We start from the raw sequence: 11,915 nt of genomic DNA on the forward strand, positions 1-11,915 counted from the left end.
CGTAGTGAGATGTTACGATGGCAGAAACCATGAAGCTCGACGGCGCGCGGGAGCTCGATTTCGACCGCGAGCAGGTCGAGCAGGCCTATGACCGCTGGGCGCCGATCTACGACCTCGTGTTCGGCGGCGTGTTCGAGAAGGGCCGCAAGGCGGCGATCTCGGCCACCAACAAGATGGGCGGCCGCGTGCTCGAGGTCGGCGTCGGCACCGGCATTTCGCTGCCGCTCTATGCCCCGCATGTCCGCGTGTTCGGCACCGACATCTCCGAGGCGATGCTCGGCAAGGCGATGCGCCGCGTCGCCGACCAGCGGCTGAAGAATGTCGAGGGGCTGGCGGTGATGGATGCCGAGAACCTGGACTTCCCCGACGATTCCTTCGACGTCGTGATGGCGCAATATGTCGTGACCGCCGTGCCGAACCCCGAGGTCGCGCTCGACGAGTTCGCCCGCGTGCTGCGTCCCGGCGGCGAGCTGATCATCCTGACCCGCGTCAGCGCCGATGACGGCCTGCGCCGCGTCATCGAACAGGCGCTGCAGCCGGTGGTGCGCCGGCTCGGCTTCCGCACCGCCGAGTTCGGCTGGTCGCGCTACATGCGCTGGCTCGCCGGCGCACAGCGCATGGAGCTGGTCGAGCGCCGCCTGATTCCGCCGCTCGGACACTTCTCGCTGGTCCGCTTCCGCAAGATGGACCTCGCTGCCGCCGCCTGAGGGCGCGGCAGCTTCCCATCCGTGAGTCTCCCGTAGTCTGCGGGGCCCACTGCGTCCGATGCTGTGACATCTTGATGATGTCACAGGATCTACATCGAATCCCTGTACACGACCTGCAACTCATTCTTCGGAGCAACCATGATCAAGCACTTCCTGGAGCAGCTGCGGATCCAGCGTTGGGACGACCATCGCTACTATCACCACAGCCGCATCAATCAGAGCCTGCACTTCGTCAGCGCGCTCAGCTTCCTGATCGCCTATGTCATGATGGTGTTCGATCCCCTGATCTCGGCGCTGATCGGCTGGCTGGTCTCGATGACCTCGCGCCAGGCTGGGCACTTCTTCTTCGAGCCCAGGGGCTACGACCACGTCAACCAGGCGACCCACGAGCACAAGGAAGAGATCAAGGTCGGCTACAATCTGCAGCGCAAGGTCGTGCTGATGTCGATCTGGGCCGCCGCTCCGGTGGTGCTCTATCTGCAGCCGACGTTCTTCGGCCTGCTGTCGCCCTGGACCACGGCGATGGAATTCGCCCGCGAGACCGCCAAGCTGTGGCTGGTGATCGGCGTCGGCGGGTTGATGTTCCGCACCATCCAGCTGTTCTTCATCCGCGACGTCGAGACCGGCCTCGTCTGGATGACCAAGATCCTCACCGACCCCTTCAACGACTTCATGCAGTACCGCTCCGCTCCGCTGGCGCTGCTGCGCGGCGAGCTGATCGATCCGGGCCTTCACCTGATGAACGAAGGCCTCGAAGAGCAGCACGCCTGAGCTGATCTCGAAGTCCGAACGATCGCGATGCCCGGGCCAGTCCCGGGCATCGGTGTTTGTGGGGAAAAGTTGATGTTGAACGGAGACGGATGCGGCGCGGGCAGTGCGCTCCCTCTCCCGCTCGCGGGGGAGGGCTGGGGAGGGGGCGAGCTTGTTCCGCTCCCAAGGGCAGCGCGTCGTGAGGCGGCCCCCACCCGTCGGGCTCTGCGAGCCCGCCGACCTCCCCCGCAAGCGGGGAAGGCGCAGCCCTCAGCGCCCGATGACCGCCCCGATCATCTCTTTCAGGATCTGGCGCTTGATCGCCTTGTTGGTGAGGCTACCGTCATTCCACCACCAGCCGTCCTGCTTCATCTTCTCCGCCGCCGCGACGACGCGCTTCGTCACCTCCGCGAAATCGGCGTCGGTGTAGTTCAGGCTGAAGATGAAGCGGCCGGTGCCGACCCAGCTCAGCGCCAGGCCCTCGGCGCGCAGATAGTATTGCAGCATCCAATTGTAGCGCGACGGCACGGTGTACTCGACCAGCCAGATCGACTGTATGTTGGAGACGCGCACCGGCAGGTCCTTGGCGGCGAGCTCCGCATTGAGCTTGGAGGCGCGGCCATTCCAGGTGTCGTCGAGCCCGTCATAGATGGCGCGGAAGTTAGGGCTGTCGAGCCGGCTCAGGAACTCGTCCATCGCCGTCATGACGTAAGGATGCGAGTTGAAGGTGCCGCGGGCGAAGCAGATGTCGGCCGGACGGTCGTCGCGGAAGCGGCGCATATACTCCTTCTTGCCGCAGACCACGCCGATCGGCAGGCCGCCGCCGAGGCTCTTGCCGTAGGTTACCATGTCCGCGGAGACGCCAAAGTACTCCTGGGCGCCGCCGGGCGCGAGGCGGAAGCCGAGGAACACCTCGTCGAACAGCAGCACAATGCCGCGCTCGGTGCAGACGTCGCGCAGCTGCTTCAGCCAGGCCGTGTAGGCCGCGCGGTCGTAGCGGCCCTTGCGCGAGGAATCCACCAGCGCGGAATCGCCGGGCGCGTTGCCGTTCGGATGCAGCGCCTGCAGCGGGTTGACCAGCACGCAGGCAATGTCGCGCCGCGTGCGCAGCACGTGGAGTGTCCGCTCGGACATCTCGGCGAGCGTGTAGGTCTCGTGCGGTGCGATCGGATTGCCGACGCCGGGCTGCACGTCGCCCCACCAGCCGTGATAGGCGCCGGCGAAGCGCACCAGATGGCTGCGGCCGGTATGGTAGCGGGCGAGCCGCACGGCCTGCATGACTGCCTCGGTGCCGGACATGTGGAACGACACCTCGTCCATGCCGGACAGCTCGGTCAGCCGCTTCACATTGTCGGCGACGACCGGATGATACAGGCCGAGCACGGGGCCGAGCGCCTGCGCGCGCCGCTCGGCGGCGGCGATGCACTCCTTGTAGAAGTCGTAGCCGAAGATGTTGACGCCGTAGGAGCCGGTGAGATCGTAGAACGCGTTGCCGTCGAGATCGGTGATGGTGACGCCGGACGACGACTGCATGAACGAGCCGGCGCCGAGCTGCTCCTTGACCAGTCGGCTGTACTGGAACGGCACCCGGTAGGCCTGGGTGAACTGCAGATCGGAGATGCGGCTCGCGGCCTCTGCCGTCAGCGCGCGGCTCTTGGCGAACTTCTCCTGGAACAGCGCGCCGAGCCGGAAGAAGCCGTCCTGGCGCTGCGTGGCGATTGCCTGCGGCGCGCCGTCGGAGCGGAAGAAATCGTCGATGTCGAACTCATAGCGCGGGATCAGCTTGGAGATCCGGCGGGACATCTTGGAATGGCCGGCCAGCGAGCGGTGCTTGGCGCGCGACAGTTCGATGCGGGCCTTGACCTTCGGGGCGACGGCCGCCGTCACGGCAGCGCCAACGGCGAGCGATACATAAGGAATCGAGGTTTCCATCATGTCCAAAAGCGCTAACCCCACCTGCTGACAGATTCATGACAGTCAAAAGCCTGATCGCCTCCTTCACCCAACAGGAAGACCTCAACTTCCTGCTCACCAACCGCGTGCCGCGCGCCGCGCTGACCCGCTTCATGGGCTGGTTCTCCAAGATCGAGAACCCGCTGGTGAAGGATACGTCCATCGCGCTGTGGAAGCTGTTCTCTGACCTCGACCTCTCCGAGGCCAAAGAGAGCGAGTTCAAGAGCCTGCACGCCTGCTTCACCCGCGAGCTGAAGCCCGGCCTGCGTCCGTTCGATCCCGATCCGGCCACCGTGACCACGCCCTCGGACGGTATCATCGGCGCGCACGGCCAGATCCGTGACGGCGAGATGTATCAGATCAAGGGCGCGCCCTATTCGTTGAAGGAGCTCGTCGCTGATCCCGCCGTCGTCGAGACCCACCGCAACGGCAGCTTCGTCACCATCCGTTTGACGTCGAGCATGTATCACCGCTTCCACGCGCCGGCGGACATGACGCTCGAGCATGTCAGCCTGATCCATGGCGACGTCTGGAACGTCAATCCGATTGCGCTGAAGCGTGTCGAGCGGCTGTTCTGCAAGAACGAGCGCGCCGTGATCCGCGCGCATCTTGCGACAGGCGAGCCGTTCACCATCGTGCCGGTCGCCGCGATCCTGGTCGCGAGCATCCGCCTGCATGCGCTGGGTCGCGTGTTGAATGCGCAGACCGAACGGCCGCTCTCTTATGTCTGTAACAACGAGGTGAAGAAGGGCGACGAGCTCGGCTGGTTCGAGCACGGCTCGACCATCATCCTGCTCGCGCCCGGCGACTTCACCTTCGCTGCAGGCATCACCGAGGGCGCGCGTGTCAGAGCAGGGCAGCCACTGTGGCGCAGGCGCGTCGCCGCCGGCTGAATGTGACATGTGCACGACGGCAATCTCGATTTCGCCGTTGCACGTCGCCATATCCTGGCGTTGAACTGGCGAATCGGCGGGTTGCAACCCGCAAGGCGTGGGAGAGGCGATGGCGAGAGCGCCGATCATGGCGGCAGGCGGCATTGTGCTGCGGCGGGAGCAACCGCCGCGGATCGCGGTCGTGCGCCTGCGCAAGCGCGACGAATGGGTGCTGCCGAAAGGCAAGCTCGACGACGGCGAGACGCCGCGCGAGGCTGCCAAGCGCGAGGTGCTGGAGGAGACCGGTCACAAGGTGACCGTGCATGAATTCCTCGGCACGCTCGTGCATGACACCGGCACGCGCTCCAAGGTCGTGCACTATTGGCGGATGGAAGCGACGGGCACGCAGACGCAGCCGCTGATGGATGACGTCCGCGCCGTCGACTGGCTGCCGCTCGACGCCGCGGTGGAGCGCCTGTCGCGCGATCACGAGAAGACGTTCCTGGAAACGGTCGGCCCCTATGCGCTAGCCGGCCTGATCCGCAAGGTGAAGGCGAAGCCGGCGGCGGAGCCCAAAGCCGCTGTTGAAAAGGCTGCGGTTGAAAAGTCGGCTGAGGAGAAGCCGGCCACGGCCAAGAAGCGCCGCAGCCGCGCGACACCGCAGCCGGAGCCGTCCGAACTGCCTGCCGCCTTGCCAGTCGCGGTCGAGCCGGTCCCGCAGGCTGTTGAGATGGTGGAGGCAATTCCGGAGATCGCAAGCGAACCGGCGCTCGATGCAAGCCGCGAGTTGGATCGTCCCGAGCCGGTTGTGGCCGGAGTGCCGCCGCAAACGGAGGCGGTGGCCGCGCCTGAGGCTGCGATGCCCGAGCGAGTGCCTGAGGATCTCGAACGCGTCGAGGCCGTCGCGGCGGCGATCAAATCGCTCGTGCCGGCGCCCGCCGAGAACAGCCGACCGACTGCGGATGCGCCAATGTCCGACGCGGAGTCTGAGTCGCAGGACAGTGCCCGCGGCGAAGCCGATGCTCCGGACGGCCGCGGCAGGCGCAGCCTGGCGCAGAAGATGCGGGCCTGGCTCGGCCGGGCGGCCTGAGCCTCGGCGCGCGGCGCGCAGCTGTTCCTGCTGTCCGCCACGCGAAAATTGCCGAGAACCATTCGCGCCATTGCGGGTTGATGCGGGTCCGTCAACGGAGACCCCGCATGAGCCCGTCGCGCGAGAGTGCCGCATCTCTCACCAAGCCTGCCCCGCTGTCCGTCACCTTGCGGATCAATGGCGAAAGCCGCACGCTGTCGGTGGCGCCCTGGACCACGCTGCTCGATCTCCTGCGCAATCATCTCGATCTCACCGGGACCAAGAAGGGCTGCGATCACGGCCAGTGCGGCGCCTGCACCGTGCTGATCGACGGCCGCCGTTCGCTGTCCTGCCTGACGCTCGCGGTGATGAAGGACGGCGCCGAGATCACCACGATCGAAGGGCTCGCCAAGGGCGACGAGCTGCATCCGCTGCAGCAGGCCTTCATCGATCACGACGCCTTCCAATGCGGCTATTGCACGCCGGGCCAGATCTGCTCGGCTGCCGGCCTGATCGCCGAGGGCAAAGCGAAGACCAAGGATGAGATCCGCGAGCTGATGAGCGGCAACATCTGCCGCTGCGGCGCCTATCCGAACATCGTCGGCGCAATCGAGCAGGCCATGACCAAGCAGGCCACGGGAGGTCGCCGATGAACAATTTCGACTACGCGCGCGCCAGCGACGTCGCGGAAGCCGTCAGGCTGAAGGCCGATACGCCCGATGCAAAATTCATCGCCGGCGGCACCAATCTGATCGACCTGATGAAGTACCACGTCGAGCAGCCGCGCCGGCTGATCGACATCAGCCGCCTGCCGCTGAATGCGGTGGAGGAGACCGCCGCCGGCGGCGTCAAGATCGGCGCGCTGGTGCCAAACAGCACGCTGGCCTATCACCCGGTCATAGAGAGCCGCTATCCGCTGCTGGCGAGCGCGATCCTCGCCGGCGCCTCGGCACAATTGCGCAACATGGCCTCGACCGGCGGCAATCTGCTGCAACGGACCCGCTGCGCCTATTTCTACGACGTCGCTACGCCCTGCAACAAGCGCACACCCGGTGATGGCTGCTCGGCGGTCGAGGGTCTCAACCGCAACCATGCGATCCTCGGCGCCAGCGCCTCCTGCATCGCGACGCATCCGTCCGACATGTGCGTGGCGCTGGCCGCGCTCGAAGCGACGGTTCACGTCGCTGGTGCCCAAGGCGAGCGCAGAATCGCGTTTGCCGATTTCCACCGGCTGCCCGGCGACCGGCCCGATTTCGACAACAATCTGCGCGCCGACGAGATCATCACCGCGATCGAACTGCCGGCGCAGGGCTTTGCCGCGAACCACAGCTATCTCAAGATCCGCGACCGGCTCTCCTACGCCTTCGCGCTGGTCTCCGTCGCCGCAGCGCTCGACATCGACAATGGCCGCATCCGCGAGGCGCGGTTTGCGCTCGGCGGCGTAGCCCACAAGCCATGGCGCAACGACGCAGCCGAGGCCGCGCTGCGCGGCCAGGCGCCTGACCGCGCGGCGTTCGAGCGCGCGGCGGACATGCTGCTCCAGGGCGCCAAGCCGCATCGGTACAACGCCTTCAAGCTCCCGCTCGCCCGCCGCGCCATCGTCAGAACCCTGACGCAGGCCGCGAGCGGCACGCCGCAGATCCAATCCATCAAGACCATCCGGTGATCTCATGACCGCTCACATCGGCACCGCCACCTCACGCGTCGACGGCCGCGCCAAGGTCACGGGTTCAGCCAAATACGCTGCCGAGTTTTCCGCGCCCGACCTTGCCTTCGGCGTCGTGGTCAGCTCCACGATTCCCAAAGGGCGCATCGTCAGCATCGACACCAGCCGTGCCCGTGCGGTCGACGGCGTGATCGATGTCCTGACCCATACCAACCGCGTCAAGATGGCTGACAAGGACGACGGCTACCGCGACGAGGTCGCGCCCGAGGACGGCTCGCCGTATCGCCCGCTTTACGACGATCGCGTGCATTTCAACTTCCAGCCGGTCGCGCTGGTCGTCGCCGAGGACGAGGATACCGCACGCTTCGCGGCGACGCTGGTCGACGTTCGCTACCACACGGAAGACTTTGCCACCGATCTGCATGCCAAGCGTGAGCAGGCGTTCAAGGTCGACAAGCCGGTGAAGCCGCGCGGCGACGCGACCAAGGCGCTTGCGGGAGCGCCCGTGCGCCACGATGCGGAGTATGGCGTGCCGATCGAGTATCACAATCCGATGGAGCTGTTCGGCTCGACGGTGTTGTGGAAGGACGGCGGCAAGCTCGTGGTCTACGACAAGACCCAGGGCGTGCAGAACGTGCAGCGCTATGTCTGCAGCGTGTTCGACCTCAAGGAGCACGACGTCCAGGTGATGTCGCCGTTCGTCGGTGGCGCGTTCGGCTCCGGCCTGCGGCCGCAATATCAGGTGGCGCTCGCGGCGATGGCCGCGCTGAAGCTGAGGCGCGCCGTGCGCGTGGTCCTGAGCCGCGCCCAGATGTACGCTCTGTGCTACCGCCCCGCGACGATCGAGCGGCTGGCGCTCGGCGCCAGTCAGGACGGTGCGCTCACGGCACTGACCCATGAGGCGATCGCGATGACCTCGCAGCACGAGTCGTTCTCGCGCAACGACATCGGCTGGGGCGAGGTGCTCTACACGTCCGAGACGTCGCGCGCCACGCACCGGCTCGCCAAGCTCGACGTGCCGACACCCGGCGACATGCGCGGGCCCGGCGCGGCCAGCGGCGTCTATGGCCTGGAATGCGCGATGGACGAGCTCGCCGTCGCGCTGAAGATGGATCCGCTGGAGCTGCGGCTGCGTTGCTACTCCGATCGCGACCAGGACAAGGACCTGCCGTTCTCCAGCAAGCGGCTGAAGGAGTGCTATCAGCAGGGCGCCGAGGCCTTCGGCTGGGCGAAGCGCAGCGCCGAGCCGCGCTCGATGCGCGACGGTCGCGAGCTGGTCGGCTGGGGCATGGCGAGCGCCGCCTGGGAGGCGATGCAGATGCCCTTCGCCTCGCGCATCGTGATGACCGCCAACGGCCATGTCGAGGTCGCCAGCGCCACCTCGGATATCGGCACGGGCACCTACACGATCATGGCGCAGGTCGCCGCCGACATGCTCGGCGTGCCGCTCGACAGCATCACGGTGAAGCTCGGCGATTCCACCCTGCCGAAGGCGCCGGTCGAAGGCGGCTCATGGACCGCCGCCTCGATCTCGCACGCCATCGTCAATGCCGCCGACGACATCCGTGCCGAGCTGCTGACCATGGCGCAGGCCATGCCGAACTCGCCGCTGCAGCGGCTGACGGCCGACGAGGTGACCTTGGCCGACGGCGCCATCGTCGCGATCGCGGATCGCAGCCGCTCGGTGGCGATGTCGGACGTCATGCGCCACGGCGGCAAGGACCGCATCGAGAAGGAGCGCGGCGGGGATTTCGAAGAGGACGACAAGCACGCCCACAACACCCATTCGGCTGTCTTTGCCGAGGTGAAGATCGACGAGGAATTGGGTGTCATCCGCGTGACGCGCATCGTCAACGCGGTCGCCGCCGGCCGCATCCTCAACACCAAGACCGCGGCGAGCCAGATCATGGGCGGCGTGGTCATGGGCATCGGCATGGCGCTGCACGAGGAGGCCATGATCGATCATCGCTTCGGCCGCATCATGAACGCCAACGTCGCCGAGTATCACATGCCGGTGAACGCGGATGTCCACGACATCAAGGTGATCTTCGTCGAGGAGGAGGACCGCATCATCAACAAGATGGGCATCAAGGGCGTCGGCGAGATCGGCATCGTCGGCGTTCCCGCCGCGATCGCCAACGCGGTCTATCATGCGACAGGCAAGCGCGTGCGCGACCTGCCGATCACCTTGGACAAGCTGCTGGTGGAATGAGGACGGCGGGCGCCGTCGACTGTTCTGGTCGAAAAGCGCCCGCTGTGCCGAAGCGATCTCCGCGCAAGCCGAATGAGCCCGGCGACCGCGGTGCTCTGCCTGTGGGTTTGTTCGTCGTGGTCGTCCCGCATCGCTCCATGCGATGCCGCCCCGGTCGCGAAGAGCCTTCATCGCCGTGCTGCCGCCTGGCTGCGCGGAAATGACGCCTTGTCTCTCGACGTGGTGGAGCGCAAGGTTCGCACGGCGATCCGCCGACATGGCTGGCCGCTTTCGTTAATGCCGCCGCCGTTCTTCGACGTCCCCATCGAATTCGAGCCTGCCGCAATGGCGCCAGAGCGTAAGCATGCCTGCCGCACTGTTTCCCTGGTTGGCGCCGTTCACCGATCATTTCTCCACGCTTCCGCCCTCAGCTCTCCGAATTCCCGGACCACAAGCAGGCGTCGCCAGCGGCGGGCGATGGTGAGCGAGCGCAGGACGGTCCCGGCATGGTCGATGGCAAGGTCAGGACTTTCGTCGGATCGTCTCGTCCCATGATTGGCCTCCGTCTCGGCGTGCTGTGCGCGTCCCTTGGCCTCGCCGGCTGCGCGACGGCGCCGATCACCCAGAGCGGGTCGCTGGCTTCCTATCAGGCGATGGCGGAATCCAACGGCATCCTCGCCAAGTCGCAACTCAACGTCGACAAGGACAAGGTGCTGGCGGCCTCGACCGTGCGCATCATGCCGACGTCGTTCTCGGGAGAGGCGGGCGCGGTCCTGAGCGAGGAGCAGCGGCGGCTGGTCGCCAATGCCGTCGATCGCGCGCTCTGCCTTAACTTGAGCGAACGCTTCACCGTCGTGCCGGCGAACGAGCGGGCGGATTTGACGACCCGCACCTTCATCACCCAGGCCACGGCGACCGATCCGGTGGCGGCCGGCGCATCCAAGGTCGTCTCCGCTGTTCCCGGCGCACTCGGCGTGCCCGTGCCGGTGCCGCGACTGCCGATCGGCCTCGGCAGTCTGACGATCGAAGCGGAAGCGCTCGACCGCAAGGGACGGCAGCAGGCCGCGATGGTGTGGGCGCGCGGCGCCAACTCCTTCACCAATTCGCCGGTGCTGTCGCAGGCCGGCGACGCCTATGATCTCGCGGGATCGTTCAGCGCCGATTTCGGCCAGATGCTGCTGACCGGCGAGACGCCGTTCGGCAAACCGCCGAAGCTGCCGTCGATCGAGCGGATCGGCGCGGCACTCGGCGCCAAACCCAAGAATGCTGCGTGCGAAGCGTTCGGCAGGGACCCCGGACTCATCGGCATGGTCGCCAATCGCCTCGGCGCCCCGCCCGAATGGGTCGACAAGGGCGCAGTGCCGCAAGACGGCCAACCGGGCACGCAGGTCGCCAGGCGATAGAGGCCGAGCGGCCCGACCGGTGCGCCCCCCTCCCCCTTGCGGGGAGGGGTCGGGGGTGGGGGTCCACGAATCCTGCTCTATCGTTGGGCGCTTACGATCTGGCTCTCACGACGATCTCTGTGGCAAGCGAGTTGGCCGCCACACATTTCATCGCCCGGGGACCCCCACCCCCGACCCCTCCCCGCAAGGGGGAGGGGAGCGCGCTGCCGTCGTGGCGGGCAGCTCGGCCTCGTCGTCGAGGATGAGTGCAACGGAGTTGGTACAGCGCCGATCCGGAACTCATAACGACTGACTGCGGTGAGGCGCGCAACGATCAGCTTCGTTCCTCGATGGCGTCCGCGGTATGCGTCCCGTGCGCAATTGCGCACCAGGCCGGGACGACAGTTTTGGATGCTGTGGGCAATCGGGCATAGGCACGCAGAGCGGTCCGGAGCTTGAGTGTGACCCGCCGCACGGAAGCGGGCGTGGGCGCCGTCTATCCTTCAACCATCGAACGGCAATGACGCCGGATCGAACGCTCAAAAGGATACGACCATGCTCCGCTCCATTCTCATCGCTTCCGCTGCCGTCCTGACGCTCGCTTCCTCGGGCGCCTATGCCGGCAACTCGTCCTCGATCGTGCAGAACGGCAACGGCAACGGCGCCGAGACCTTCCAGAAGGGCCGCAACAACGACAGCCAGATCATCCAGTACGGCAACGGCAACGGCGCCGGCGTGCATCAGATCGGCCGCAACAACAACGCCGGCATCGGCCAGAACGGCGACGGCAACTACGCCGGCGTGTGGCAGCGCCGCCGCTGATCGAGAAAGCGGAGCGGGAGGAAGCGAGCGGATCTCGCTTCCTGTCCGCTGAGCCAGACCTCGAACGCCCAGCCCACGACCTCAGTCCCGAACGACAGCCCCGACAAACCCAGCCCCCAAGGATGCGCCCCATGAGCAAGCTTCTGTTGATCGCAAGCGCCGCACTGGCGCTGATCTCCGCCCCGGCCTACGCCGGCGGCATCACTGCCTGCGTGCACGCCAAGACCCAGATCGGCAACGGCCTGAGCGACCACGTCACGCAGAACTGCCAGTACAACATGAACGGACAGGTGCAGGCCGGCAACGGCAACACCGCGAGTGCGCGCCAGACCGGCATGAACAACAGCTCGAATTCGACGCAGCTCGGCAACAACAACGCGACGCGCCTCGACCAGCGCGGCCGTGACAACAGCGCCGGCGCCATGCAGGTTGGCAACGCCAATCGCGTCCGGGTCAATCAGTGGTAACGGGCTTTTGCCCGCAGGCTCGAAACCGGACGGCGT

General features: G+C 66.5%; 11 protein-coding genes. 10 read left to right on the forward strand and 1 reads right to left on the reverse strand.

Annotation, left to right across the window (positions count from 1 at the left end):
• Positions 1–17 precede the first annotated feature (17 nt).
• Together ACQR1L_RS25175 and ACQR1L_RS25180 are read left to right on the forward strand one after the other, a co-directional pair.
• Positions 18–707, forward strand: coding sequence for a class I SAM-dependent methyltransferase (locus ACQR1L_RS25175; protein WP_085962810.1), 690 nt, complete (start codon positions 18–20; stop codon positions 705–707).
• Between the two features lie 138 nt (positions 708–845).
• Positions 846–1,478, forward strand: a complete 633-nt coding sequence (locus ACQR1L_RS25180; protein ID WP_434860608.1) for a hypothetical protein — start codon at positions 846–848, stop codon at positions 1,476–1,478.
• 249 nt (positions 1,479–1,727) lie between these two features.
• Here the strand turns inward: ACQR1L_RS25180 and ACQR1L_RS25185 are convergent, their stop codons facing one another.
• Positions 1,728–3,389, reverse strand: a complete 1,662-nt coding sequence (locus tag ACQR1L_RS25185) for an aminotransferase class III-fold pyridoxal phosphate-dependent enzyme (RefSeq protein WP_434860748.1) — start codon at positions 3,387–3,389, stop codon at positions 1,728–1,730.
• Positions 3,390–3,427: 38 nt separating this feature from the next.
• Here ACQR1L_RS25185 and asd point away from each other — a divergent pair, with 38 nt between their 5' ends.
• The 8 genes from asd to ACQR1L_RS25225 all read left to right on the forward strand — a co-directional run bounded on the left by asd (position 3,428) and on the right by ACQR1L_RS25225 (position 11,879).
• Complete coding sequence (gene asd, locus ACQR1L_RS25190; protein WP_434860609.1) at positions 3,428–4,303, forward strand: archaetidylserine decarboxylase; 876 nt, start codon at positions 3,428–3,430, stop codon at positions 4,301–4,303.
• A gap of 109 nt (positions 4,304–4,412) precedes the next feature.
• On the forward strand, positions 4,413–5,372 hold the full coding sequence (locus ACQR1L_RS25195) for an NUDIX domain-containing protein (RefSeq protein ID WP_434860610.1): 960 nt from the start codon (positions 4,413–4,415) through the stop codon (positions 5,370–5,372).
• A 107-nt stretch (positions 5,373–5,479) separates the two neighbouring features.
• A complete protein-coding gene (locus tag ACQR1L_RS25200) occupies positions 5,480–6,004 on the forward strand; it encodes a (2Fe-2S)-binding protein (RefSeq protein WP_434860611.1) in 525 nt (174 codons plus the stop codon).
• A complete protein-coding gene (locus tag ACQR1L_RS25205; protein ID WP_434860612.1) occupies positions 6,001–7,017 on the forward strand; it encodes an FAD binding domain-containing protein in 1,017 nt (338 codons plus the stop codon). The genes ACQR1L_RS25200 and ACQR1L_RS25205 overlap by 4 nt, the downstream gene beginning before the upstream one ends.
• 4 nt (positions 7,018–7,021) lie before the next feature.
• Complete coding sequence (locus ACQR1L_RS25210; RefSeq protein ID WP_434860613.1) at positions 7,022–9,229, forward strand: xanthine dehydrogenase family protein molybdopterin-binding subunit; 2,208 nt, start codon at positions 7,022–7,024, stop codon at positions 9,227–9,229.
• 530 nt (positions 9,230–9,759) lie between these two features.
• Complete coding sequence (locus ACQR1L_RS25215) at positions 9,760–10,611, forward strand: DUF3313 domain-containing protein (RefSeq protein WP_434860614.1); 852 nt, start codon at positions 9,760–9,762, stop codon at positions 10,609–10,611.
• 534 nt (positions 10,612–11,145) lie between these two features.
• Positions 11,146–11,412 (forward strand): hypothetical protein, encoded by a 267-nt coding sequence (locus tag ACQR1L_RS25220; protein WP_434860615.1) that lies wholly within the window; start codon positions 11,146–11,148, stop codon positions 11,410–11,412.
• Between the two features lie 131 nt (positions 11,413–11,543).
• Positions 11,544–11,879, forward strand: coding sequence for a hypothetical protein (locus ACQR1L_RS25225; protein WP_434860616.1), 336 nt, complete (start codon positions 11,544–11,546; stop codon positions 11,877–11,879).
• Positions 11,880–11,915: the final 36 nt, after the last annotated feature.

The organism is Bradyrhizobium sp. HKCCYLR20261, assembly GCF_051168435.1.
Classification (GTDB): Bacteria; Pseudomonadota; Alphaproteobacteria; order Rhizobiales; family Xanthobacteraceae; genus Bradyrhizobium.

What these genes read in the sequence shown, in the direction of transcription:
- ACQR1L_RS25175 (WP_085962810.1), top strand. Translation starts at nt 18, where the DNA reads ATGGCAGAAACCATGAAGCTCGACGGCGCGCGGGAGCTCGATTTCGAC.
- ACQR1L_RS25180 (WP_434860608.1), top strand. Translation starts at nt 846, where the DNA reads ATGATCAAGCACTTCCTGGAGCAGCTGCGGATCCAGCGTTGGGACGAC.
- ACQR1L_RS25185 (WP_434860748.1), bottom strand. Translation starts at nt 3,389, where the DNA reads ATGGAAACCTCGATTCCTTATGTATCGCTCGCCGTTGGCGCTGCCGTG.
- asd (WP_434860609.1), top strand. Translation starts at nt 3,428, where the DNA reads ATGACAGTCAAAAGCCTGATCGCCTCCTTCACCCAACAGGAAGACCTC.
- ACQR1L_RS25195 (WP_434860610.1), top strand. Translation starts at nt 4,413, where the DNA reads ATGGCGAGAGCGCCGATCATGGCGGCAGGCGGCATTGTGCTGCGGCGG.
- ACQR1L_RS25200 (WP_434860611.1), top strand. Translation starts at nt 5,480, where the DNA reads ATGAGCCCGTCGCGCGAGAGTGCCGCATCTCTCACCAAGCCTGCCCCG.
- ACQR1L_RS25205 (WP_434860612.1), top strand. Translation starts at nt 6,001, where the DNA reads ATGAACAATTTCGACTACGCGCGCGCCAGCGACGTCGCGGAAGCCGTC.
- ACQR1L_RS25210 (WP_434860613.1), top strand. Translation starts at nt 7,022, where the DNA reads ATGACCGCTCACATCGGCACCGCCACCTCACGCGTCGACGGCCGCGCC.
- ACQR1L_RS25215 (WP_434860614.1), top strand. Translation starts at nt 9,760, where the DNA reads ATGATTGGCCTCCGTCTCGGCGTGCTGTGCGCGTCCCTTGGCCTCGCC.
- ACQR1L_RS25220 (WP_434860615.1), top strand. Translation starts at nt 11,146, where the DNA reads ATGCTCCGCTCCATTCTCATCGCTTCCGCTGCCGTCCTGACGCTCGCT.
- ACQR1L_RS25225 (WP_434860616.1), top strand. Translation starts at nt 11,544, where the DNA reads ATGAGCAAGCTTCTGTTGATCGCAAGCGCCGCACTGGCGCTGATCTCC.